The sequence below is a fragment of the Chelativorans sp. ZYF759 genome, from assembly GCF_012911015.1.
In the GTDB taxonomy this organism is placed as follows: Bacteria; Pseudomonadota; Alphaproteobacteria; order Rhizobiales; family Rhizobiaceae; genus ZYF759.
The window spans coordinates 74,587-98,730 of the sequence record NZ_WVVV01000015.1 but is presented as its reverse complement, the minus strand read 5'-3'; the positions used below and the strand labels follow the sequence as shown (position 1 = coordinate 98,730).

Genomic DNA, 24,144 nt, shown 5'->3' with positions numbered 1-24,144 from the left:
CGCGCGCCAGAGCAGGCGGGGGAGGGTCGCGCGGAGCTCTACCTCCCCCTTGTGGGGAGGTCGACGCGAAGCGTCGGGTGGGGGTTGCGACCTCAAGGTCACCCCCTCCCGCGACTGCGTCGCGACCTCCCCCATCAAGGGGGAGGTGGAGGGCTGGGCCAGCCCGGCCATCTCGACCAGCATGGCGACAATGCGGATGAGTGCCGCCCGGTTCGCCTCGATTGCCGCAGTTCCGTCCATCGCCGCCTCCGTTGGTTGGGCGCCGGGAGTATGCGGGCGGTGGTTGGGGGTGTGGACAGATGGCGTCAAAAAAAAGAGGGGGCGGAGAAATAGCGGGCGCGGCTGGCCCTCGCCCTTCGAGGCTCCGCTTCGCTGCGCACCTCAGGATGAGGGCTGAGACGTGGGCGCCGGGCTTTGGGCTCGCCCAGACAGCAGCTTGGGGAGCTACAGCCGAAGCGGGCCGCACCGGCAGCCCTCATGGTGAGGTGCGAAGCCGCAGCGAAGCGGAGGCGCAGCCTCGAACCACGAGGGCGGATCGGGAGGCCGCAGACCCCTCATCCGACCTCCTGCCTCGCCGTTCGCCATGCTCACGGCTCGTTGTCGGCCACCGTTCGTCGCTTTGATCGACAAATCGTTGCCGATCAATCGGCCTGCGGCCGACCGCTCCTCACCCCACAAGGGGAGAAGGGGAGTCGCGCTGCGTCAGCGCCGAGACGGATGAGGGGTAAGCCCCGCGCGGCATGTGCCGTTCAGACATGGATCCTAGGGTCTTCGCGACGGCCTTCGGCCTGCTTCGCCCTAGGATGACGAAGGCTGGGGCGGGTCGTCGAGGGGAGCGGCGGGTGAGGGGTGGGTGACTCCCCCCGCGCTTCGTCATCCTAGGGCTTGACCCGAGGATCCATGCCGGAACGGGGGAGGGATGGCGGCTGGGGTCAGAAGCCCCGCGCCTCACCGACACTCAGGCATGGATCCCAGGGTCTGCGCGACGGCCTTCGGCCTGCTTCGCCCTAGGATGACGAAGGCTGGGGCGGGTCGTCGAGGGGAGCGGCGGGTGAGGGGTGGGCGACTCCCCCCGCGCTTCGTCATCCTCGGGCTTGACCCGAGGATCCATGCCGGAACGGGGCAAGAGATGGCGGCTCGGGTCAGAAGCCCCGCGTGGCATCAGCCACTCAGGCATGGATCCTATGGTCTCCGCGACGGCCTGCGGCCTGCTTCGCCATAGGATGACGACGCGTGGGGGTGGCGGACGCTGGAGACCGAGCGGCGGGGCGTCTGGGGTCGCCAAGGGCAGTCTCGCCAGGCTGAAGACGCGGCCACCGAGAAGGGCATGCCGTATCAGATGCGGATCAACTCGGTCTCACAGGCCTGTGGCCGTACGCGCGATTAGAAACGAAATGCCGCGCATTGTTTTCCATCAGGAACATGCCTCTCAGCCTGGAGGCGCGAGACAAAAGTTCTGGGAAAATCTCAAAGATCTTCCTAGTTTTTTTGCCATCGACAAACGATACGTTGCTGTGCGCTAGTCTGCTATCTGGTCGGTATGTCTCGCCGATTTCGATGTATTTCTTCAAATCCTGAGAGCAAAGGTTGAAAGTTTTTTCTGTCCGCCTCCGCGCGTATTTCGCAATGGTGCCAATTATACCTAGTGTTTCACGAAATATCAGACTGATGTCGGCACTCTTTCCAAAGTGGTCCCGGTAGCGATCTGCCTCTTCATCGCCAATACCGCGATGGCTGCAGACGGCGTCAACGTCGACGTAGACAGAAAATTTGGTTTCCGCCTGACATCGTTTCTCGTCCCAACCCCCGCCTGCCACGACCAAACTGACCGGTTGCCTGGCATGCTGGGCATGATTTCGCAGTCGCTCGAAAAAATTGAAAGCGACTGAGGAAGCTCGTGCTTCATGCCATTGCTCCAAAAAATCATCACGCAAAAGACGCAGTTCAGGGACTTTCTGAAACTTGGGGAACTGATCTTTTATACTAGCGACCGAATTCAGGAGCGCATTGACCCTTAAGTTCCCCCGGAGTCTCATATCTTCCTCGAAATCGTACAACCCAATCGGAAATAGATGTTCGTGTAGCGCAGATCGCAAAAGGTATTCTTCAAAATCCTGCAAGGCAAAAATCGTCTGAAGAATTGTTTCTTCAAAAGAGCTGTAATCTATAATGAACTCACGGCTGCGCTCAATGATTGCGAATTCTTCATCAGTAAGTGGATGGGTGAAGCAATTTCCAAGGACAGGGCTAGTTAGCGCATATCCCATTCCTCACACCCCCTTCACGAACCCGTCCAGCACCCGTTTCTGCCCCGCCTTGTCGAAATCGATGGTCAGCTTGTTGCCGTCGATGGAGGCCACGTTGCCGTTGCCGAATTTCTGGTGGAAGACCCGGTCTCCGATGTTGAAGGGCGAGGGGGTGTCGGAGACGGAGCGGGCGACGAGTTCGCCTTCTATGGTGCGGGCCTTGACCGAGCCACGGCCGGCGCCGAAGCCGGAATCGGGTTCGCCATAGCCGATGCGTTCGACCGCGTGGCCGGAGCGCGAGCCCCAGTTGCGGTCGGTGGCCTCGGTGCGATTCTGTTGCGCGCGGGCCCAGCCGGGGGTGGCGTAGGTGTTGGAGAATGTGCCGGAGCCGCTGCTCGCGCCGACATCGTCGAAACGCGAGGCGCCATAGGGGTTGCGGCGGGATTCGCCAAAGCCGCCGCCGCCGCGGCCATAGCCGCCATAGGAAGAATCGGCCTCGGCCACCTCGACATGGGCCTCGGGCAGCTCGTCGAGGAAACGCGAGGGGATGGTGGACTGCCACATACCGTGGATGCGGCGATTGCTGGTGAACCAGATGTGGAGGTTCTGCTTGGCGCGGGTCAGCCCGACATAGGCGAGGCGCCGTTCTTCCTCCAGCCCTGAGCGGCCGCCCTCGTCGAGGGCGCGCTGGTGGGGGAAGAGGCCTTCCTCCCAGCCGGGCAGGAAGACGGTCTCGAATTCCAGACCCTTGGCCGAATGCAGCGTCATGATGGAGACGGCGTCCATCTCGGCGTTCTGCTCGGTGTCCATGACCAGCGCCACGTGCTCCAGGAAGGAGCGCAGCGATTCGTAATCCTCCATGGAGCGGATCAGCTCCTTGAGGTTGTCGAGCCGGCCCGGCGCCTCGGCCGAGCGGTCGTTCTTCCACATCTCGGTGTAGCCGGATTCCTCCAGGACGATCTCGGCCAGTTCCGTGTGGGGCGTGTTGTCGAGAAGCTCCGACCAGCGGGCGAAATTGGCCGCCACCTGGCGCAGCGCGGCACGCGGCTTGGGCTTCAGCTCGTCGGATTCGGCAAGTCTGGCGGCGGCCTCCAGCATGGGGATGCCAAGCGCCCGCGAGGCGTCATGCACCTGGCGGATGGCGGCTTCGCCCAGGCCGCGCTTGGGCACGTTGACGATGCGCTCGAAAGCCAGATCGTCGGCCGGCTGGCAGATGACGCGGAAATAGGCCATGGCGTCGCGGATCTCGGCGCGTTCGTAGAAACGCGGGCCGCCGATGACCCGGTAGTTGAGGCCGAGCGTGACGAAACGGTCCTCGAATTCGCGCATCTGGAAGGAGGCGCGCACGAGGATCGCCATGTCGTTGAGGTTGTGGCCCTTGCGCTCGAGCGCCTCGATCTCCTCGCCGACGGCACGCGCCTCCTCCTCGGAGTCCCAGGCGGCGTGGACATTGACCTTGGTGTCGTCGGGGTCGGCGGCGTCGGTGAAGAGCGTCTTGCCCAGCCGCCCCTCATTGTGGGCGATGAGATGGGAGGCCGCCCCCAGTATGTGGGCGGTGGAACGGTAGTTGCGCTCCAGCTTGATGACGGCGGCGCCGGGAAAATCCTTCTCGAAACGCAGGATGTTGTCGACCTCGGCCCCGCGCCAGCCATAGATCGACTGGTCGTCGTCGCCCACGCAGCAAATGTTGATTTGCGTTTGTCTGTTTTCGCTCACGCCGAGTTCGCTGCGCTCACCGGCTCCGCGGGGGCCTCGCATAAGCTCGGGCGCCCGGTCTGGCGCTCGGCCTTCGGCCGTTGTTTCGCTCACGGGCCGGTCGGGCGTGAGGTGGTCATTGGATCGATACCCCTCATCCGTCTCGGCGCTGCGCGCCGATCCACCTTCTCCCACAAGGGGAGAAGGGGAGACTGCCGCGGTGCCGCGCCCCTCCTTCTCCCCTTGTGGGAGAAGGTGGCCCGAAGGGCCGGATGAGGGGTTCTTTGCCGCCGGCCGTTGCGCAAGCAGCCGCAGCCACATGTACTGGGCGGTGTTGGTGTCCTGGTACTCGTCGACGAGGATGTATTTGAAGCGGCGGTGGTAGTCGGCCAGCACGTCGGGGTTGTCGCGCAGGATGCGGATCGGGTGGCACAAAAGGTCGCCGAAATCGCAGGCGTTGAGCACCTTCAGGCGCTCCTGATAGGCGGCGTAGAGTTCGCGTCCCTTGCCGTTGGCGAAGGCGCGGGCGTCGCCCTCGGGGATTTCCGTCGGCGAAAGTCCCTTATTCTTCCAGCCGTCGATCATCTGGGCGAACTGGCGCGGCGGCCAGCGCTTGTCGTCCAGACCCTCGGCCTGGATGATCTGCTTGAGAAGCCGGATCTGGTCGTCGGTGTCGAGGATGGTGAAGCTCGATTTGAGGCCCGCGAGCTCGGCGTGGCGGCGCAGGATCTTGACGCCGATGGAATGGAAGGTGCCGAGCCAGGGCATGCCCTCGACCGCTTCGCCCACCAGCACGCCGATGCGCGTCTTCATCTCGCGCGCAGCCTTGTTGGTGAAGGTGACGGCCAGAATCTGGGAGGGCCAGGCGCGGCCGGTGGCCAGGATATGGGCGATGCGGGTGGTGAGCACGCGCGTCTTGCCGGTGCCGGCACCGGCCAGCACGAGGACAGGGCCCTCTGTGGTCTCGACGGCCAGGCGCTGCTCCGGGTTGAGGCCGGAGAGATAGTCGGGGGGGCGGGGCCCCTGCCGGGCGGCCATGGCGCGCGCGGCGATGCCGGAGGGCGGCTGCGGGCTGCTGTCGCCGGGGAAGGGCTGGTCGTCAGGAAAATCGGACATCCGCCCGAATGTAGTGATTCGGGGGCCAAAGGCCAGACGCGGGCGCAAAAGTGAAGGGCTCAGCCCTCGAGCCGCGAGATGCGCCGGTCGGTGAAATTGCGCCGGCCGGCCACGATCGGTTCCATGATCGCGGCGAGGGCCGGATCGTCCCCGATCAGGGCGGGCAGCTCCGGCGTCTGGTTCATGGCGACGCGGTCGAGGAGATCGAGGCGGGCGCGGCCCTGCGCGTCGCGCGGCAGGGCAGGGACGGGCTGGACGATGTCGGCGCTGGTCTCGACGGGGGGCAGGGGGCTGCCGGTCTCCACGAAGGCGTAGAGGCCGACACCCTTGCGCGGCAGGGGGTAGGTGGTGATGGCGACGTCGGAAACACCGCCTTCGGCGAGGAAGGCGGCGCGGATGGCCGGGCCTTCGGCATCCAGCCGGTCATGCGTGCCCTCGCCATCGGACCAGCGGAAGATGCCGCGGGTGACAAGATTGTAGAGCCTCTTGCCGGTCGCCATCCAGATACGGCTGGGCAGCGAACGGCGCTTGAGGATGCGCTTTGCGGTGGGCGTCATCAGCTCGGGCGCGAAGGCGCGCATCTGCTTCAACAGATGGCGGAAATCCTCATAGGCGAGCAGCCGGTAGAAAGGTCCGCGGCGGCGATGGCGGGAGGCGAGCTGGAAATCGATGATGGCGGCGCGGCCGTCGGGCGTCATCAGCCAGTTCTGCGGCTTGGCGAGGTCGTTGTGGGTGATGCCGGCGCGCCTGAGCGCGCGCAGGAGCCGGAACGCATCGGCATACCAGGCGCGATCGGCGGGGCGGGCCAGATGCAGCGGCGCGCCCTCGGTCCATGTCCGCAACAGGCCGTCGGCATCGACGGAGACCAGATGCGGGGTTCCGGGCACGCCGTCGAGCGCGCGCATGGTGGCGATCTCGCGACGCGCCAGCAGCCAGCCGAGCGGGCGCGACCAGGCAGGCGCAGCCGAGACGTCGCGCCGGATCATCGGCCGGTCGGGCGCCGAAGCCAGATGGCCCTTGCGGGTTTCGGAAAACAGGTCGCGCTTGAGCACGAGCCTCGTGACGAATTCGCTCATGGAATGTCCGCAGCACAAAGGCCGCTTCCTAGCGGTCCGCGGCGCGGGGCGCAATCGGCGATGGACCGGCCGGGTCCTTTCCCGTGCCCGGCGCCAAAGGCCGGTGGGGGGACCTATTCGGTCGTCGGCGCCCAGGCGGCCAAGTAGGACGGCGACAGGGTCAGTCCAGACGGGCGCTTGGAGACCGGCGGGGGTTTCCTGATGCCTTCGTGCAGATACCGCAGGGCGGGCGAGCACCCCGTTCATCGTGTAGGGCTTCGACATCACGCCCACGGCGCCCAGGAGGTCGTCGGGCAGCCAGCGCGGATTGGCGGTCATGAAGACGACCATCGAACCGTAATGCTCGGCGATGTAACGGGCCACGTCCATGCCGCTTTGGCCGTCGGCCAGTTGCAGGTCGACAAAGGCCACATCGGGCTCGCCGTCCTCGATGAGCTGACGCGCCTCATCGAAGGTCGTCGCCCAACCGGCAACCTCGTGGCCGGCATCCTCGACCAGTCCTTCAAGTTCCATGGCTATCAGCGCCTCGTCTTCGACGATCAGCACTCTAATCGGATTGGGCATGGTCACATCATCGCTCGCCAAGGGTTTCACCAGCCAACTGCGTGCCAGCCGCCCGGTAAACTCCGTCAGCGGTGAAATTGATCCGGACCTTTGTGCCGGGCCCGTTTTCGAGCCACTCGATATCGGCCTGGATCTGGCGGGCCAGCGAATTGACGAGGCGCAGTCCGAAGGACGATTTGTCGACCGTGCCATTCATGCCCTTGCCGTCGTCGCTCACCTCGATGCGCAGCACGCCGTCCGGCCGCGACACGCTGATGCCGAGCGTTCCGCCCTTGCGGTCGTCGAATGCGTGCTTGAGCGCGTTGGTGACCAACTCGTTGATGATGAGGGCGATCGGGGCGGCCTTGTCGGCCGCCATGTCGATGGGTTCGAGTTCCAACCGCAGGTCGAGCCCGTCTTCGCCGAATGCCGATACGAGATCGCCGACCAGGTCGCGGATGAAATCGCCGAGATCGAAACTCGTCGTGTCCTTGGTCTGGTAGAGGCGGCGATGCGCCGTGCTGAGCGCTTCCACGCGGGCCAGCATCGCCTTGAGCGAATCACGGGTGTCGGGGTCCTTGATCGACCGGCTCTGCATGATGACGAGCGAAGCGATCATCTGGAGGTTGTTCTTCACCCGATGATCGATCTCGTGGGCCAAGACGGTCTGCTTGTGCAAGGCCTCCTGCAGCTCGGCGGTGCGCTCCTGGACCGCTTTCTCAAAGCGCTCCTTCTCCTTGCGCACCTGGAGTTCACTGTCCTTGCGGTCCGTGACATCCAGCTGCGAGGCAAAGAAGAACTGCAGTTCGCCGGTCTCGTCGATGACCGGGCTGATGTACAGGGCATTCCAGAAAGGGGTGCCGTCCTTGCGGTAGTTGAGGATGTCGATCGCGACGTCGCTCAGGTTCTCCAGAGCAGAACGAATGGTGTCGACCGACCCACTGTCCGTGTCGGGGCCCTGCAGGAAGCGGCAGTTCCTGCCCATGACCTCTTCGCGCTCATAGCCCGTGAGCTTGAGGAAGGAATTGTTGCAGTAAACGATCGGATTGTCCGGCTGACGCGGATCGGTGATGATCATCGACATGCGGGTCGCGCGCATCGCGGCGGCAAAGGGGTCGCCCTTGCCGTGCTGCGCATGGAGCCGGTCGGTCATGCGCCAATCGTCGGCGCCATCGGTCGGTCGCCTGTCATTCATTCGGGTTTACCCCAGCTGTCTACAATCTCCGGGACATTCAACGGACAAAGGGGCGAAATGGTTCATCGAAAATGCGACGCTGCGACCCGAGATCGCACCTCATGCAGGCGTTTGAGGTCGCTGCCCCAGCTGGAGAAGGCCCGCCTTCAGTCGGGATTCCCGCGGTTCCGGTTGGCCAGCTCCAGGGACTTTCGCGCATAGAGAAGGCGGATCGGAATCGGGTATCCTTCACGCTCCAGAGTATAGATCTGGCCGCGGACGGACCTGAGAGTTCTCCAGACTTCATAATCGCTCAAGGCGGGATCAAGGGCCAGCTCGCGCGCCCTGCGGGAAACCTGATCAGGCATCATGCTTCTTCCTACCGGTTGGATGCGAATCGCTCCCCAATGGGCATCAGCTTGCCTTGCGAAAACGACGAGGCAACGTACTTGATCCGCAAAATTTGTGAAAAAGGCCGGCCAATCAGAACATGGTTAACGGGCGGGTCCGGGGTCAGCCGGGAGCCTTGCGGCGAATGCCGATGGAACGTCCCGCCCGTTCGGGGCTCGGGAGCGCGGCGTGGGCCGCACGCATGTCTTCCAGACGCGACATGATGTCGGGCGGGAAGGGAGCAACCCGGGGACCGGTCATGTCGACATGCAGGGTCAGCACCTCGGACGTGGCGGCCAGCCACCCGTCCTCGTGCAGGAGTTCCTGAAAGTAGTGAAACCGCTTCTCGTCATGATCGAGAAGCTGGAGGGAACTGTGCACCCTGTGCCCCAGATGAAGCTCGCGGACGTAGCAGACGTGGATTTCGGCCGTGTAGGTGGTCAGCTTGCGATCACGGGCATAGTCGGGACCCATGCCGAGAAGCGCGAAGGCCTCGTCGGCGCCACGGTCGAAGAGGACGTTGTAATAGGCCATGTTGAGGTGGCCATTGTAGTCGATCCAGTCCTCGATCACTTCCATCTGGCTGGAGACGAAGGGAACCTGCCCGCTCATACTTCTTCCTCCTGTCGGAACCGCACGCCGGCCCCGCCGGCAGAACCGGTTTTGACCATTTGGCGTGCTATTGCAATCGTGCTTCGCGCGGGGGAAAAGGTGGACCGCCCACGAAGGAGGACCTCATGGCATTGGCGCAGCTTCAGCCGGTCGAGCGCAACGAAAGCGGCATCGAGACGGTGCTCGGTATCCTCAAGCAGCGTCTGGGCGAGAAATTCCAGACCGGCCAGGCGGTGCGCGAGCAGCACGCCCACACGACCAGCTATATCCCCGTTCAGGCCCCCGACGGCGTGGCTTTCGCCGAGACGGTGGAGGACGTGCAGGACGTGGTGCGCATCTGTGCGGAGCACCGCGTGCCGGTCATCGCCTTTGGCACAGGCACCTCGCTCGAGGGCCACGTCAACGCGCCGGGCGGCGGCATCTCGCTCGATCTGTCGCGCATGGACCGGGTGCTTTCCGTCAATGGCGACGATCTCGACTGCACGGTGGAGCCCGGCGTCACGCGCGAGGCGCTGAACGCGCATCTGCGCGATACGGGGCTGTTCTTCCCGATCGATCCGGGCGCCAATGCGAGCCTCGGCGGCATGGCCGCAACGCGGGCTTCCGGCACCAATGCCGTGCGCTACGGCACGATGCGCGAGAACGTGATCGCGCTGACGGCGGTGATGGCGGACGGTCGGCTGGTGAAGACGGCGAACCGGGCGCGCAAGTCTTCGGCCGGGTACGATTTGACGCGGCTGCTGGTGGGCTCTGAGGGCACACTCGGCATCATCACCTCGCTGACGCTCAAGCTGCAGGGCATTCCGCCCGCGATCTCGGGCGGGGTGTGCCCGTTTCCAAGCGTCGAGGCGGCCTGCCAGGCGGTGATCATGACCATCCAGATGGGCGTGCCAGTGGCCCGCATCGAGCTGATCAACGGCATCGGGATGCGCTCGATCAACGCCTATTCCAAGCTTTCCTATCCGGAGGGCCCCTGCCTGTTCCTCGAATTCCACGGCACAGAAGCCGGCGTGAAGGAACAGGCCGAGACTTTCGGCGACGTAGCGGCCGAATTCGGCGGCGGGCCATTCCACTGGACGGAAGTCGCCGAGGAGCGCGCGAAGCTGTGGAAGGCCCGGCACGATGCCTATTGGGCGGGGCTCGGCCTCAGGCCCGGCGCCAAGGCGATCACCACCGATGTGTGCGTGCCGATCTCGAGGCTGGCCGAATGCATCGTGGAGACGGAAGCCGACATCGCGGAGGCCGGCCTGATCGCGCCGATCGTGGGCCATGTCGGCGACGGCAATTTCCACGTGATGATCCTGGTCGATACCGAGAGCGCGGCCGAGATCGAGGCCGCGGAAGCGTTCGTGGCACGGCTCAACATGCGCGCGATATCGATGGACGGCACCTGCACCGGCGAGCACGGGATCGGGCAGGGCAAGATGGCCTTTCTCGATATCGAGGCGGGAGCGGGGCTCGCGTATATGCGGGCGATCAAGCAGGCGCTCGATCCGAAGGGGATTCTCAATCCCGGCAAGCTGATGGGCGCGGGACGCGCGCTCGACTGAGGGGTTGGCGCCCCTCGACCAATCGCCACTTTATCGACATGCTGATGTAGATAGAATGGCTTTCCGACCAAGGGGTTGAAGCGGGAGAAGGCAACTGGCCCGACTATTCGTCGCCATTGGCGGGCTGATCGTGCTGGCGCTGACGGCGGCGCTTGTCATTCCGCCGTTCATCGACTGGACCAGCTATCGCGCCGCCTTCGAGCGCGAGGCAAGCCGCATCCTGGGGCGCGACGTCGAGGTGCGGGGCAGCGCGTCGGCGCGGCTCCTGCCGTTTCCTTCCGTGACCTTCAACGACGTGCTGGTGACCGGGCCGAACGGCGAGACGGCGATGACCATCGAGCGTTTCTCGATGGATGCCGAACTGGCGCCCTTCCTCAGCGGCGAGGTGCTGATCTTCGACATGCGGCTGGAACGGCCGGAGGTGACCGTCACGCTCGACGAGGACGGCATGCTCGACTGGGCCGTGCGGCCCAACACCCAGATCGACCCGCGCAGCATATCCGTCGAGAGCCTTTCGCTGACGGACGGGCGGGTGGTGGTGCGCAACCAGGCGGGCGGGCGCGAGCATGTGCTGGCCGAGATCAATGCCGATCTCACCGCGCGCACGCTTGCCGGCCCGTGGCGGGCGAGCGGGACGATGACGATCGACGGGGTGGCGACCGCGATGACGGTGAATACGGGCACGGCCGAACCCGATGCGCCCTTCCGGGTGCGATTCCGTGCCGAACCGTCCGACTATCCGCTGGCGCTGGAGATGGAAGGCCAGGCCGACGTCTCCGACGAGGGCAGGCTGAGTTATGAGGGCCAGTTCCGTCTCGCCGCGCACAGCGCGACGGCAGGCGAGAGACCGGCGGGGGCGGCAGCCCACCGCATCTCGGGAAGTTTCCACGCCGATCACCGGGCCCTGCGGTCGGATGAATTCCGGCTGGAGACCGGGCCGCTCGACGATCCCTATACGGCGGAAGGCAGCGCGATGGTGTCGCTCGGCGCCGAACCGCGCTTCCGCATCACGGCCGAAGGCGTGCAGCTGCGCGTCGACGAGGCGGCGGGCGGCGCGGCGACGCTGGAAGACCGGCTCGCGGCCCTGCGGCGCTTCCTCGACCAGGTGCCCAAGCCGACCATCCCAGGGACGGTCGAACTCGACCTGCCGGCGGTGATCGCGGGCGACACGACGATCCGCGAGGTCAGATTGCGGGCCGAGCCTTCCGAGGCCGGCTGGCGGATCGCTGCGCTCAACGCGATGCTGCCCGGCCGCACCGCGCTCGAGGCCAGCGGCGAACTCAGCGTCGGCGAGGAACTCGGCTTTGCGGGCTCGCTGCTGATGGCGATCAACCAGCCATCCGGCTTCGCGGCCTGGCTGTCACGCGACGTCGACGAGGCGATAAGGCGCCTGCCGGCGGCTGGCTTCAGCGCCCAGGTCCAGCTCCAGGAACGGCAGCAGAGCTTTTCGGACATGGAACTGGTGCTCGGCAATTCCGTCTTCCGCGGCGAGATCGACAACCGGCAGCCGGAGGACGCACGCCCCTCGATGGCGCTCAGGCTGGAAGGCGAGGGGCTCGACGTCGACGGCATGAGCGCGTTTGCCTCGCTTTTCGTCAGCGGCCGCGGGGAAACCCGCGTCGAAGATCACGACCTCGACTTCGACATCCGCGCCGACGCCGTGCACATGGCGGGCGTGACGGCGGGATCGGTGGACACGGCGTTCCGGCTGCGGGACGGTCTGATCACCGTCGAGCGGCTTGTCGTGAAGGGGCTGGCGGGTGCCGACATCAAGGCGGCGGGCGAGATCCGCGACCCCGCCGGCACGCCGCGCGGCGCGATCGAGGCGCGGATTTCGGCCGACGATCTGGCCCGCTTCATCCGGCTGGCCGCCGAGAGGCTGCCGGACAACCGGCCGGTGCACGAGATGCTGCGGCGGATCGAGGCCTATCCGGGGCTTGGCCGCGATGCCGATCTCGTGCTTCAGGCCAGCACCAGCGCGGGTGATGGCGGGGCGCTGGCGCTGACGGCCAGCATCCAAGGCAGGCTGGGCGGCAACCAGCTGGCGATGCGGGCCTCCTCGCCGGACTGGAACCATACGCTGGCGGCATCGGCGCTCAGGGCGAGCATGGAGGCTTCGGCGGAGGATGCGGTCGACCTCTTCGCGCTGGTCGGCCTGCCGGGCGAGCTCGAAGGCTTTGCCGGGCCGGCGCGCGCCGAACTGACGCTCGACGGCCGCCTCGACGTGGGCGCGGCCGTCCGGCTGGTCATGACGGGCGAGGAGACGCGGGCGAGTTTCGAGGGCGAGGCGCGGCTGCAGGGTGACAGCTTCGCGTCGAAGGGCAGGGGCCGGCTGCAGTCGGCCGATCTGGCGCCGTTCCTGATGGCGGCGGCGGTGCCGCTGGTCGGCTTCGACGTCGTCCTGCCGGTGCAGCTGCAGGCGGAGCTCGACTATACGGAGGGTCTGCTCGTCCTGACCGAACTGGACGGCGAACTGGCAGGCACACGTATCAATGGCGAGCTCAACGCCGAGAACCGGGGCGGGCTGGCGCATGTGACGGGCGAGGCGCATCTGTCGGCGATCGATCTCGGCCTGGTGACGGAAACGCTGTTCGGCGCCGAGGCCCACCAGACCAACGGGGCGACGTGGCCGTCCGCGCCGTTTCGCCAGCGGGTCGACATGCCGATGACGGCGGATGTCGACCTTACCGTGGAACGGACGCTGCTGGGCGGCGCGGAATGGCTGCAGGATGCGCGCATGGGCGTCAGGCTGGCGCGCGACGGCGTGTCGATCGCCAATCTGGACGCGGCGGCCTTCGGCGGCAGGCTGAGCGGGCTTGCCGAACTGCGCAACGATGCCGGCGAGGGACTGTTGTCCGCGCAGCTGCGGCTGGAGGGCGCGGAGGCGACACAACTCCTGCCGCAGGGCGCCATCGCCGGCGACACCGGCCTGACGGCGACGCTGAGCAGCACCGGCAAATCCTTCGACGCCATGGCTTCCGCGCTGGCGGGTTCGGGGACGATCCAGGTCAGCGGGATGCGCATCGAGGGCGTGGCGCCGGACGCGCTGCCCGCCCTCCTGGCCGTTGCCGATGCCCTGGGACGCGACGTGGAAGAGGGAGTCGTGCCCGAATTCGCACCCCGGATCGTGCAGGACGGGGCGCTTCAGGCCGGGGAGGTGGAATTCGCCTTCTCCGTGGCGGGGGGCACGCTGCGCGTGCCGCCGGTGCAGATCGAGGCGCCGGGAGTGCGGATCACGACCGAGCTGGGCCTGGATATCGCCGAAGGCACGGCGCATGCCGATGCCACCGTGCAGTTCGATGCCGGCGAAGACGCGCTGGTGGGATCCGATCCGGCGGTGCGGCTTCTCGCGCGGGGGCCGCTCGCCGCCATGCGGGTCGACATCGATACCGAACCGCTGGCACGCTTCCTGACCCAGAGGGCGCTCGAGCGCGAGCAGCAGCGGGTGGAAGACATGCAGGCGGGGCTTCTGGAGCAACAGCGCATCCGCCGCGAGGTCCGCTACTTCGCCTCGCTGCGCCAGGAGCGGCTTGACCGCGAGGCCGAACGCCGCCAGGCGGAAGAGGAAGCCCAGCGCATGCTGGAGGAAGAGATCAGACGCCGGGCGGAAGCCGAGGAACGCYGGCGCATCGATGCCACGCGGCGCCAGGCCGAAGAGGAGGCGCGGCGCATCGAGGACGAAGAGGCAAGGCGGCGCGCCCAGCAGGAAGCCGAGATCAGGCTGGAGCAGGAGCGCCGGCGCGTCGAAGAGGCCCGCCGGCAGGCCGAGGAAGAGGCGCGCGCCGAAGAAGAACGCCGCCGCCAGCTGGAGACCGACATAGAGAGCATCCTGCGCCTGCAGGAGAGCCGGCTCGACGAGGCGGTGCCGCCGCGCGCCCCGGCCGCGGGTAACGCTCCGCTGTTCCGGCCCGAGACGCTCTCGCCGGAGGGGCTTTCCGGCCTGTCGGTCGGCAATTGAGGCAGATGGCCGCCTCAGCGGCCGCGCAGATCATCCAGCACATAAAGCCGTATCGCCGAGGACAGGTTGGTGTCGGGCGGCCGGTTTTCATCGATATGGGCGATCAGGGCGGCGATGGCCATGTCACGCCGGCGCGCGATGCGCTCGAGTTCCTCGTAGAACGGCTCTTCGAGCGAGATGCTGGTGCGGTGGCCCCGGATGGACACGGAGCGCTTGACGACGGCGCTCATTCGGCGGTGTCGGTCCGGTCCCGGCGATGACCCTCGGCCAGATTTTCGGCGCGTTCGGCCGCAAGCCTACGTGCAGAACGTTCGGCGGTGGTCTCGCCGTGACGGGCACGGTTCTGCTCGGCCTCGGCCGCCTTGCGGTCTCGGGCGGCGCGCTTGCGGGCGGTGCGCAGGTTGACGATCTCGGCCAACCGTCGGGTCCTATTTCTTGCGGAAGGAATCCAGCGAAACGACCTGGGCGCCGCCCTGGCTGTCGCCTTCTTCGCCAGCGGGCTTTTCCTTTTCGTCCGACGCCGCGGGGGCGGGGAGCTTGCTTTCCGCGATCGACGCGATGGGACCGGCCGTGGACGTTTCGATCTCCTCGACCGGCTCGTCTTCCCCGGTGTCGGAGACGTCTTCGGGCTTCACGTCGAATTCGAGCTCGAAATTGACCGAGGGATCGTAGAAGCCGCGGACCGCGGTGAAGGGGATTTCCAGCTTCTCGGGAATGTCGGAGAAGGACAGGCCGATCTCGAAACCGACATCGGTGACCTTGAGATCCCAATACTGGTACTGGATCACGATGGTCATCTGTTCGGGATAACGCTCGCGCAGGCGCGACGACACGCGCACACCGGGCGCCCCGGTCAGGAAGGTGATGAAGAAATGGTGGTTGCCGGGCAAGCCCGTGCGCGCGACCTCGCCCAGCACCTTGCGCATCACGCCACGAAGCGCCTCCTGGGCCAGAATGTCGTAGCGGATGTGATCTTCGGGCATCGCAGCCGGCTTTCCTGAATCGAACTGACCCTGATGTAATGAAGCTTTCGGGCCGCGTAAACCGTGGATTGGCGGCGCGGGCAGGCAGATGGCGAAGCGGAGGGGGAATAGTGGAGGTTTCTGTTGCCAGGTACCTCCGAACCCCGCCTAGAAGTGCGAACCACTAGGGCTTGAATTGAAGCTGTCGCGCTGCTTACGCGGCGAGACGTGCTTCCGCATAGTTGTCGTTTGCAACTACAAGTTTGGCCCGATAACGGTGGCTACCATGCCGAGCGAAAGTTCGTTCTTTACGCCCTCGTCGATCCTGTTTCGCCCCCATCACCAGCCGCCGGACAAGCGGTTCGTGGTGGAGGCGCCGGGCACTGCCCCCGGGTCCGATGGGTTTATTCCAACGTCCGTTTATCGCCATAGTCGGTAAAACCGACACCACACATATAGGGGCGGGCGAGGGCGCTGCAAAGCCCCCTCTTGATCTCGACACACCTCCTGGCGTTTAGAGGGGCCGGCGGGGCAGTACGAGGACGCGAATGAACAGCCATCTGGAGGATGTCCGGCGCTACGATGCGCTGGCGGAGGACGACGTGGTCGAACGGATCGTGAAGCATCTGGGCGTGGCGCTTCGCAACCCGGCTTCGGCGACGGTGACCTGCGACGCGGAGGAGGAGCTCGATCGCGTGGCCAAGAACTGGTGCCGCAACCGGTTGCGCGTCGACGATTTCGGGCTGGCCAGGGCGGCCGTCGAACGGGTGGCGCAGACGCTCTCGCGCGATGGCCATGCCGACCGTGTGACCTTCTACTATCTCTGCGCGAAGCATCTGGACCGGCTGGATCGAATCTGAGGCGGCGCGTGCGATATCCACATCGCTGTTGCGCGGACCAAAGAGATTCTTCTGCCAAGGGAACCGCGATGGGCGTATGGTGGCGGCAGACGGAATCGACGGCGGAACCATGCGGCAATATCTCGACCTTCTCGACCATGTGATGAAGAACGGCACCGATCGCGGCGACCGGACGGGCACGGGCACGCGCTCGGTCTTCGGCCATCAGATGCGCTTCGACCTCGCCGAGGGGTTCCCGCTGGTGACGACCAAGAAGCTGCATCTGAGATCGATCATCCACGAGCTTCTGTGGTTCCTGAAGGGCGAGACCAACATCGCCTATCTGAAGGAAAACGGCGTCTCGATCTGGGACGACTGGGCGGACGAGAAGGGCGAGCTCGGCCCGGTCTATGGCGCGCAGTGGCGGTCCTGGCCGGCACCGGACGGGCGCCAGATCGACCAGATCGCGTGGCTTCTGGAGGAGATCCGCACCAATCCGAATTCGCGCCGGCTGATCGTGACCGCCTGGAACCCGGCCGAGATCGACCGCATGGCGCTGCCGCCGTGCCATTGTCTGTTCCAGTTCAACGTGACGGAGGGCAGGCTGTCGTGCCAGCTCTACCAGCGCTCGGCCGACATTTTCCTGGGCGTGCCGTTCAACATCGCCTCCTATGCGCTGCTCACCATGATGGTGGCGCAGGTGAGCGGGCTGAAGCCGGGCGCGTTCATCCACACGCTGGGTGACGCGCATATCTATTCCAACCATTTCGAGCAGGCGCGGCTGCAGTTGCAGCGCAGCCCGAAGACGCTGCCGGAGATGCGCATCAACCCGCAGATCCGCGATCTCTTCGCCTTCCGCTACGAGGATTTCGAACTGGTCGGCTACGAGGCCGATGCGCATATCAAGGCGCCGGTGGCGGTTTAGCTGGCATCACGGGGTGGAGGCGGGCAGATGAACGCGAACAGGTTCCTCAGGGTGGCGCTGGCGCTTGCGCTCCTTTCCAGCGGCGGGCTCGTCACGGCGCGGGCCAACGACACGGCGGCCGAACTCAGGACGGGCGGTCTCGTCTTCGTGCGCAGCGATGCGATCGAGATGGAAGAGGAAGACCTCTTCATCTCGATGGACGAGATCAGGGTCGACTATGTCTTCCGCAACCGCACGGAAGAGGATGTCCGCTCGATCGTGGCCTTCCCCATGCCGGAGATCCCCTCCAGCCCCTATACGATGGTGGCGACGCCCTGGCTCGGCGAGGATGTGACGCCCGGCGACAATATTTTCGGCTTTTCCGTCGAGATCGACGGGACACCGGTCGAGCCCAATCTGGAGATGCGCGCGAGCGCGGCCGGCCTGGACGTGACGGAGGAGCTGCTTGCGGCCGGAATTCCGGTCAACCATCTGGCGCCCGGCATCGATGCCCAGCTGGCCGAGCTCGACGATGCCACGAAGGCGGACTGGATCGCCCGCGGCATGCTGCACCACGACTTCTACGAGGATGACGACACGCGGGTCGACCATTACTGGCCGCTGTGGAGCCTGCGCGCGACCTATTGGTGGTGGTCGACCTTTCCCGGGGATGCGCGCATGCGCGTGTCGCACCGCTACACGCCGAGCGTGGGCGGCACGGCGGGCGCGAGTTTTCTCGAGAATGACGGGACGCCCGGCGGCTACGATCTGGAGGGTTACCAGCGACGCTACTGCCTGGAAGGCTCGTTCCTGCGGGCGCTCGAGAATGCCACGCGGCAGAGCGGCGCCGATTACCCGCCCTTCTCGGAGGCCTGGATCTCGTATGTGCTGACGACAGGCGGCAACTGGGCGGGCACGATCGGCCGCTTCACGCTGACGGTCGACAAGGGCGCGCCGGAAAACTTCATCAGCTTCTGCGGAGAGGGGGTCGAGAAGATCGGCCCGACGACGTTCCGGATGGTCAAGGAGGATTTCTATCCCGCGCGGGATCTGGAATTCCTGATCATGCGGCGGCTCGACCAGCCGTGACCCTGCCCGCCAGCAAGAAACCTGCCCAGCCGGCGGCAAGCCAGAGCAAGAGCGATGCCGCGACATAGACGGCCGCAGCCGCGAACCCCTCGACGGCGAGCAGCAGCGTTTCCAGGCTGAAGATCGAGAAGGTGGTGAACCCGCCGCAGAAACCCGGCACCACGAACCGGTCGAGATGGACGGAACGCTCACCCGGGCCCGGCGGCGGGGCGGTGCCGACATAAAGGCAGATCAGGAACGAGCCGAGCACATTGGCGGCAAGCGTGCCCCAGGCGAAGCCCGGTCCCAGCACTGCCAGCGCCGCGAAAGAAACCAGCAGGCGCGCCACCGCCCCCAGTCCCGCGCCGAGGCCCACCATGGCGAGACCGGCCGGGCTCACGCGAAGCCGCCCAGGAGCCAGAAGCCGGCGGCCGCCGCAGCCAGGCAGAGCCCGAGCGAGGCCAGAACGTTGGCGAGCGCGGCGGCGGGGCGCCCGCCACGGGCGAGAACCAGGGTCTGGAGCGAAAAGGACGACACGGTCGTGTAGCTGCCCAAGATGCCGATGACCATCAGCGTCCAGGGCAGGGCGTGCGAGCCCGCGGCGACCTCGGTGATGAAGAGGGCGGCCAGCGCCCCCACGAGGGGCGATCCGCTGACATTGACGGCCAGCGTGCCCCACGGGAACCCGGCGCCGGTGAGGCGCTCGATGAAGCCGGATACTGCAAAGCGCGCCGCGCCGCCGACGGCGCCGCCGATGAAGACGGCGACGATGTGAAGACTGCCCAGTTCGTCCATTCCCACCCGCTGCCCGACCTGCCGACGCGCCTTTCTTTGAAAGGGTTAACCGGGACTTGGGGCAAATGCAAAAATCCGGACGAGCGTCCAAACCCTATGTTGAAAATCTGGCGCTAGACTGCCCGTCGAGACAAGGGAGAGAACGGGTGATCAAGCGGTTCCTGGGGTGCCGAAAGGGCAACATGGCCGTGGTCTTCGGGGTCGGGCTGATTCCGATTCTGGGGGCGGTCGGCCTGGCCGTCGATTACGCACGGGCGGTGAACGCCAAGAGCCTGGTGCAGGCCGAGGGCGACAGCCTTGCGCTGTCGGGCGTGCAGCAGGGCAAGGACGGCAATGTGGCGCATCTGGTGGCGCATTTCCGCCACGCCACGGCCGAGCGCTGGGGACATGGCTACTGGCTCGACAATCTCGCCATCGACACGCGATGGATCAATGACGCGGATTTCCAGGTCCATGTGACGGCGCGCGTGCCCACCACGATCCTCGGCGCGCTGCCCGGCTATGGCGATTTTGTCGACATCGCCACCCTTTCGGTCGCGCGGATCGCGGAGCCCCGCTGGGTCTACAAGGAGCCGGCAGTGGCCGACCTCGATCCGGAGGCTTCCGACTACAACCGCATCTATGTCTACTGTTTCGACAAGGACAAGAAGAACGACCCCGAGACCAAGGGGCGCACGCAGATGCGCGCCATGGCCGACAATGCCGGCACCAACTATGCCGAGTTCGCGATGCCGCAATGCGAATCGGGCGAGAATCTGAGCTATCGCCTCGTGAACGTACGCAATGCCCGGCTGCAGCCGCATCTGTGGGACCGCCAGACGGGTGTCGAACGCTACGAGTTCCATACCGACACGGTCTACGATCAGGGACTGCCGCAATATGATCTCGGCGGCTACCAGATCCTGGAGACGGTTCTGTGCAGGAACCTGAACGAATGCCGGCCGGTCAGCCAGGGCGGCGTCATCCCGGAGGGTGTCAACCGCACGCCTCAGCGGGCCAACCAACCCTGCGCGTCGGGCAAATACATGTATTACGGCTGGGAGGACCGGCCGCCCGGCCTCGGCTGGACGGATCGCGACTATGACGACATCCGCGTCATCGTGGAATGTCCGGTGATGGAACAGGTCGGCGAACGTTCGGTGCGGCTGATCCGCTGAGGCTCACTCGACGGTGATGGAATAGCCGGCGCCGCGCACGGTGCGGATGAGGTCGACCGAGCGGCCGGTGTTGATGGCCTTGCGCAGGCGTCCGATATGGACGTCGACGGTGCGCTCGTCGACATAGACGTTGTTGCCCCAGACATTGTCGAGAAGCTGTTCGCGCGAGAAGACGCGGCCGGGCGACAGCATGAGAAATTCCAGAAGCCGGTATTCGGTGGGGCCGATGCTGATGCCCTTGCCCTTGCGGAAGACGCGGTGCTGCTCGCGATCGAGCACCAGATCCTTGACGGTGAGCACGTTGGCGACCGTTTCGGGCTTAGCGCGGCGCAGGAGCGCGCGCACGCGGGCGATGAATTCGGGCATCGAGAAGGGCTTGACGAGGTAGTCGTCGGCGCCCGTCGCAAGACCGCGCACGCGATCGCTCTCCTCGCCGCGCGCCGTCAGCATGATGATGGGCAGGCGCTCGGTCTCGGGGCGCACGCGCAGGCGCCGGCACAGCTCGATGCCGGAGACGGCCGGCAGCATCCAGTCGAGAACCAGAAGGTCGGGCACGGATTCGCGCAGGCGCAGTTCCGCCTCGTCGCCGCGCATCACCGTCTCGACATGGTAGCCTTCGGCCTCGAGATTGTAGCGCAGGAGGACGCACAGGGGCTCCTCGTCCTCCACCACCATCACCCTTGGCGCGAACATCGCCTGCTCGGAGCGGTTCTGTTGGCCATCACGCGCCGAGGACGCGGGTGTCGGGGGCGAGGCGGCGGCGACACGAGGCCGCGGGGCGGAAAAGTCGATTCCGTTCAGGCTCATGGGTGACACGGCTCGCGTTTCGATTCACCTGCAACATAGCATGCGGCGCTTGAAGCACATTGGCGGGATAGGACAGTGCGATGACACTTTGATGACAGGCCGAGAAGGGGGCGCCGGCAAAAGGGCGCGGGCTTGTCCCCGCATGAGGCGTGGTTATCGTGCGGGACGATTCGAACCGACGAGGCAGGTGACGGTGGACGTCGAGATTTACGTGGCCGTGGCCAGAAACGGGGTCATCGGCAATGACGGCGACATGCCCTGGCGGCTTTCGACCGACCTGAAGCGGTTCAAGGCCGGAACGATGGGCAAGCCGGTGATCATGGGCCGGAAGACATGGGAAAGCATCGGCAAGCCGTTGCCGGGACGGCGCAATATCGTTGTCACACGCAATCGTGACTACACGGCGCAGGGTGCCCAAACGGTGCCGTCGCTCGACGCGGCGCTCGCTATCGCCAAGACGGAGGGCGCGGAAGCGGCAGCAATCATCGGGGGCGGTGAAATCTACCGGATGGCCATGGACGCGGCCGATATGCTGCACGTGACGCATGTCGAGGCGGAACTTGAGGGAGACACGCATTTCCCGGCCATCGATCCGGCCGTCTGGCAGCCTGTCTCGCGCGAGGCGGTGGCTGCCGGGGAGAGGGACAGTTTCGCCACCGAATATGTCGTCTACACGCGGCTGAAAGCCTAGCTCGCATGCGGCCAGGTGCCGCGCGCTGTCCGGAATCGAACGAGCGCGCGTTGAAAGCGCCACATTGCACCCTTATAACCGGATGTAACGGTTCGTTGCGGCGGCTGGTTCCGGCGATCCGAAAAAAACTCTATAAATCGAGAGGAAGTCATGCCCTGGAACAATCAAAATGGTGGCGGCGGCGGCCCTTGGGGCGGCGGCGGCCAGGGGGGCGGCGGACCCTGGGGTCAGGGACCGCGCGGACCCGTGGGTGGCGGCGGTGGCCCGCAGGGTTCGCCCCCGGATCTGGAAGACATCATCCGTCGCGGACAGGATCGCCTGAAGCAGGCCATTCCCGGCGGCGGCAAGTCCAGCCCGGCCTTCATCGGCCTGATCGTGCTCGCGGTTGCAGCCTTCTGGCTGTTCCAGTCGATCTACACGGTGCAGCCGGACGAGCTGGCGATCGAACTGCGGTTCGGCAAGCCCAAGGACGAAGTCTCGCAGCCTGGCCTGCATTTCCACTGGTGGCCGGTCGAGACCGTCGAGAAGGCCAACGTGGCCGAGAAGCTGGTCGACATCGGCGAGCTTCGCGGCGGCAGTTCCTCGGGCCTGATGCTTTCGGGCGACCAGAACATCGTCGACATCAAGTTCTCCGTTGCCTACCAGACCATCGATCCGGCGGCCTATCTGTTCCGCGTGCAGACGCCGGACGAGATGGTGCGCCAGGTCTCCGAAAGCGCCATGCGTGAAGTGGTGGGCCGTCGTCCCGCCCAGGACATCTTCCGTGACGACCGCGAGGGAATCGCGGCCGAGGTGCGCGAGATCGTCCAGACCACCCTTGAGGAATACGGCACCGGTCTCGGCGTCAACGCGATCTCGATCGAGGACGCCGCACCGCCGCAGGAAGTGGCCGACGCGTTCGAGGAGGTGCAGCGCGCCGAGCAGGACGAAGACCGCTTCGTCGAAGAATCCAACCAGTATTCCAACCAGCAGCTCGGTGCGGCCCGCGGTGAAGCGGCCCAGATCCGGGAAGAGGCGGCCGGTTACCGGGCCCGCGTCGTGCAGGAGGCCACCGGTGAGGCGCAGCGCTTCATCCTGGTCTATGACGAATACGCCAAGGCTCCCGACGTGACACGTACGCGTCTGTTCCTTGAAACCATGGAAAACGTGCTGGGTGGTTCCAACAAGGTGATCGTGGAGACCGGTGCAAACGGCCAGGGTGTTGTTCCCTACCTGCCGCTGCCGGAGCTTGACGCGCGCCGCAGCCAGCCTGTCTCGCAGGGAGGGTCCAACTGATGGCCAATCGTCTTCCAATCATCGCCGTCATCGGCGCCATCGTTCTCTTCCTGGCATGGTCGTCGATCTTCGTGGTCAACGAGCGCCAGCAGGCAATCGTGCTGCGCTTCGGTGAAATCGTCGAGGTCAAGACGGAGCCGGGCCTCTACTTCAAGCTGCCCTTCTCCTTCGTCGAGGCCGACAACGTCCAGTTCATCGAGGACCGGGTGCTGCGCTTCGATCTCGACGACATCCGCGTCCAGGTGTCGGGCGGCCGCTTCTACGAGGTGGATGCGTTCGTTGCCTACCGCATCTCGGATGCGCGAAGGTTCCGTTCGGCCGTCTCGGGTAGCGTCCAGCTTGCCGAGCAGCGGTTGAGGACCCGTCTCGACGCCTCGCTGCGTCGGGTCTACGGCCTGCGTGGCTTCGAAGCCGCGCTGTCGGAAGAGCGTTCCGCCATGATGCGCGAAGTGCGCGATCAGCTGCGTCCCGATGCAACGTCGCTCGGGCTTGAAGTGGTCGACGTGCGTATCCGCCGGACCGATCTGACGCGGGAAGTCTCGCAGCAGACCTACGAGCGTATGCGTGCCGAGCGTCTGGCCGAAGCCGAGAGGCTGCGTGCCCGTGGCCGCGAGGCGGCCCAGCGCATCCGCGCACGGGCTGACCGTGAAGTGGTGGAGATCGTCGCCGATGCCCGCCGCGAATCGGAAATCCTTCGCGGTGAAGGCGAGGCCGAGCGCAACGCGATCTTCGCCAACGCGTTCTCCCGCGACAGCGAGTTCTTCGAGTTCTATCGCTCGATGGCCGCTTACAGCCGGGCGCTCGAAGGCGATGGCACGACCATGGTCCTGTCGCCGGATTCGGAGTTCTTCCGCTTCTTCGGCCATTCGGCCGGCCGGCCCCTGACCGCGCCGCAGCTTCCCCAGGGCCAGCAGCCCGCACCGGAAGTCGACGCGCAGCTGGCGCCCGGCCTCGACACCACGATCACCGCCACCGGCGCGGCCCAGTAGGGCCGTGACCCGGTGAGCGATTTGATCGTCGCCCTGGGTCTTGTCCTGGTGATCGAGGGCATCATCTATGGCGGCCTGCCGCAGACGGCGAAGCGGCTGGCCGCCCAAGTCCTTACCATTCCGGATTCGACCCTGCGTATCGCGGGTATCGGCGCGGCCGTCCTGGGTCTCGTCCTCGTGTGGGCCGTGCGCGGCTGACACATCGGCGAGCGGGGACGTACCCGCGCCGCATTTGTTTGAAGAATGCCATCGGCCGGCAAGCCCTGCCGAAGGCGCAAGAGAAACGGGAGACGACAC

At 65.8% G+C, this 24,144-nt stretch carries 21 protein-coding genes, 1 other RNA gene and 2 pseudogenes; 10 read left to right on the top strand and 14 right to left on the bottom strand.

Translation table 11 applies throughout. The annotated features are described in order from the left end of the window. The 7 genes and pseudogenes from GRZ55_RS19240 to GRZ55_RS19210 form a co-directional block, all read right to left on the bottom strand. Positions 1-240 (bottom strand): annotated as a pseudogene (locus tag GRZ55_RS19240) (hypothetical protein); the annotation flags it as partial. Positions 241-1,346: 1,106 nt separating this feature from the next. After that, positions 1,347-2,267 (bottom strand): hypothetical protein, encoded by a 921-nt coding sequence (locus GRZ55_RS19235; RefSeq protein ID WP_169288577.1) that lies wholly within the window; start codon positions 2,265-2,267, stop codon positions 1,347-1,349. 3 nt (positions 2,268-2,270) lie between these two features. Further along, complete coding sequence (locus GRZ55_RS19230; protein WP_169288576.1) at positions 2,271-5,057, bottom strand: ATP-dependent helicase; 2,787 nt, start codon at positions 5,055-5,057, stop codon at positions 2,271-2,273. Between the two features lie 59 nt (positions 5,058-5,116). Further along, positions 5,117-6,133: a phosphotransferase gene (locus GRZ55_RS19225; RefSeq protein WP_169288575.1), complete on the bottom strand. Its 1,017-nt coding sequence runs from the start codon at positions 6,131-6,133 to the stop codon at positions 5,117-5,119. A 306-nt stretch (positions 6,134-6,439) separates the two neighbouring features. Then, a pseudogene (locus GRZ55_RS23490) lies at positions 6,440-6,646 on the bottom strand (response regulator); the annotation flags it as partial. Between the two features lie 58 nt (positions 6,647-6,704). Then, positions 6,705-7,871 carry a PAS domain-containing protein gene (locus tag GRZ55_RS19215; RefSeq protein ID WP_169288574.1) on the bottom strand — a complete coding sequence of 389 codons (1,167 nt, stop codon included), beginning with the start codon at positions 7,869-7,871 and terminating at the stop codon, positions 6,705-6,707. A 492-nt stretch (positions 7,872-8,363) separates the two neighbouring features. Beyond that, entirely contained in the window at positions 8,364-8,852 is a 489-nt protein-coding gene (locus tag GRZ55_RS19210) for a thioesterase family protein (RefSeq protein ID WP_169288573.1), read from the bottom strand. Between the two features lie 125 nt (positions 8,853-8,977). Here GRZ55_RS19210 and GRZ55_RS19205 point away from each other — a divergent pair, with 125 nt between their 5' ends. After that, complete coding sequence (locus GRZ55_RS19205; RefSeq protein ID WP_169288572.1) at positions 8,978-10,402, top strand: FAD-binding oxidoreductase; 1,425 nt, start codon at positions 8,978-8,980, stop codon at positions 10,400-10,402. Positions 10,403-10,496: 94 nt separating this feature from the next. Beyond that, positions 10,497-14,360 carry an AsmA-like C-terminal region-containing protein gene (locus GRZ55_RS19200; protein WP_256379819.1) on the top strand — a complete coding sequence of 1,288 codons (3,864 nt, stop codon included), beginning with the start codon at positions 10,497-10,499 and terminating at the stop codon, positions 14,358-14,360. Between the two features lie 14 nt (positions 14,361-14,374). Here GRZ55_RS19200 and GRZ55_RS19195 read toward each other — a convergent pair whose 3' ends face one another. The 4 genes from GRZ55_RS19195 to ssrA form a co-directional block, all read right to left on the bottom strand. Beyond that, the gene (locus GRZ55_RS19195; RefSeq protein WP_169288570.1) at positions 14,375-14,590 is read right to left on the bottom strand and encodes a ribbon-helix-helix domain-containing protein; all 216 of its coding nucleotides are present in this window, start codon (positions 14,588-14,590) and stop codon (positions 14,375-14,377) included. Further along, on the bottom strand, positions 14,587-14,778 hold the full coding sequence (locus GRZ55_RS19190; protein ID WP_169288569.1) for a DUF4169 family protein: 192 nt from the start codon (positions 14,776-14,778) through the stop codon (positions 14,587-14,589). The genes GRZ55_RS19195 and GRZ55_RS19190 overlap by 4 nt, the downstream gene beginning before the upstream one ends. A 10-nt stretch (positions 14,779-14,788) precedes the next feature. Next, positions 14,789-15,343 (bottom strand): SspB family protein, encoded by a 555-nt coding sequence (locus tag GRZ55_RS19185; RefSeq protein ID WP_169288568.1) that lies wholly within the window; start codon positions 15,341-15,343, stop codon positions 14,789-14,791. Positions 15,344-15,452: 109 nt separating this feature from the next. Further along, positions 15,453-15,807, bottom strand: a transfer-messenger RNA (tmRNA) gene (gene ssrA / locus GRZ55_RS19180). A 63-nt stretch (positions 15,808-15,870) separates the two neighbouring features. On the opposite strand from ssrA, the gene GRZ55_RS19175 reads away from it, so the two are divergent. The 3 genes from GRZ55_RS19175 (at position 15,871) to GRZ55_RS19165 (ending at position 18,154) form a co-directional block, all read left to right on the top strand. Beyond that, on the top strand, positions 15,871-16,182 hold the full coding sequence (locus GRZ55_RS19175; protein ID WP_169288567.1) for a DUF2853 family protein: 312 nt from the start codon (positions 15,871-15,873) through the stop codon (positions 16,180-16,182). Between the two features lie 109 nt (positions 16,183-16,291). Further along, a complete protein-coding gene (locus GRZ55_RS19170) occupies positions 16,292-17,086 on the top strand; it encodes a thymidylate synthase (protein WP_169288566.1) in 795 nt (264 codons plus the stop codon). A gap of 27 nt (positions 17,087-17,113) precedes the next feature. Continuing rightward, the gene (locus GRZ55_RS19165; protein WP_169288565.1) at positions 17,114-18,154 is read left to right on the top strand and encodes a DUF4424 domain-containing protein; all 1,041 of its coding nucleotides are present in this window, start codon (positions 17,114-17,116) and stop codon (positions 18,152-18,154) included. On the opposite strand, the gene GRZ55_RS19160 is transcribed toward GRZ55_RS19165, so the two are convergent. Together GRZ55_RS19160 and GRZ55_RS19155 are read right to left on the bottom strand one after the other, a co-directional pair. Next, positions 18,129-18,533 carry a CrcB family protein gene (locus GRZ55_RS19160; RefSeq protein ID WP_368856647.1) on the bottom strand — a complete coding sequence of 135 codons (405 nt, stop codon included), beginning with the start codon at positions 18,531-18,533 and terminating at the stop codon, positions 18,129-18,131. The two genes, GRZ55_RS19165 and GRZ55_RS19160, sit on opposite strands and share 26 nt — an antisense overlap. After that, a complete protein-coding gene (locus tag GRZ55_RS19155) occupies positions 18,530-18,928 on the bottom strand; it encodes a CrcB family protein (protein ID WP_169288564.1) in 399 nt (132 codons plus the stop codon). The genes GRZ55_RS19160 and GRZ55_RS19155 overlap by 4 nt, the downstream gene beginning before the upstream one ends. 146 nt (positions 18,929-19,074) lie before the next feature. Here GRZ55_RS19155 and GRZ55_RS19150 point away from each other — a divergent pair, with 146 nt between their 5' ends. Then, a complete protein-coding gene (locus GRZ55_RS19150) occupies positions 19,075-20,085 on the top strand; it encodes a TadE/TadG family type IV pilus assembly protein (RefSeq protein WP_169288563.1) in 1,011 nt (336 codons plus the stop codon). Between the two features lie 3 nt (positions 20,086-20,088). Here the strand turns inward: GRZ55_RS19150 and phoB are convergent, their stop codons facing one another. Beyond that, the gene (gene phoB / locus GRZ55_RS19145; protein WP_169288586.1) at positions 20,089-20,778 is read right to left on the bottom strand and encodes a phosphate regulon transcriptional regulator PhoB; all 690 of its coding nucleotides are present in this window, start codon (positions 20,776-20,778) and stop codon (positions 20,089-20,091) included. A gap of 307 nt (positions 20,779-21,085) precedes the next feature. On the opposite strand from phoB, the gene GRZ55_RS19140 reads away from it, so the two are divergent. The 4 genes from GRZ55_RS19140 (at position 21,086) to GRZ55_RS19125 (ending at position 24,045) form a co-directional block, all read left to right on the top strand. Beyond that, positions 21,086-21,583 (top strand): dihydrofolate reductase, encoded by a 498-nt coding sequence (locus tag GRZ55_RS19140; protein ID WP_368856646.1) that lies wholly within the window; start codon positions 21,086-21,088, stop codon positions 21,581-21,583. A 150-nt stretch (positions 21,584-21,733) separates the two neighbouring features. Then, the gene (gene hflK, locus GRZ55_RS19135; protein WP_169288561.1) at positions 21,734-22,858 is read left to right on the top strand and encodes an FtsH protease activity modulator HflK; all 1,125 of its coding nucleotides are present in this window, start codon (positions 21,734-21,736) and stop codon (positions 22,856-22,858) included. After that, complete coding sequence (gene hflC / locus GRZ55_RS19130) at positions 22,858-23,847, top strand: protease modulator HflC (protein WP_169288560.1); 990 nt, start codon at positions 22,858-22,860, stop codon at positions 23,845-23,847. The genes hflK and hflC overlap by 1 nt, the downstream gene beginning before the upstream one ends. A 12-nt stretch (positions 23,848-23,859) precedes the next feature. Then, positions 23,860-24,045, top strand: a complete 186-nt coding sequence (locus GRZ55_RS19125; protein WP_169288559.1) for a DUF2065 family protein — start codon at positions 23,860-23,862, stop codon at positions 24,043-24,045. Positions 24,046-24,144: the final 99 nt, after the last annotated feature.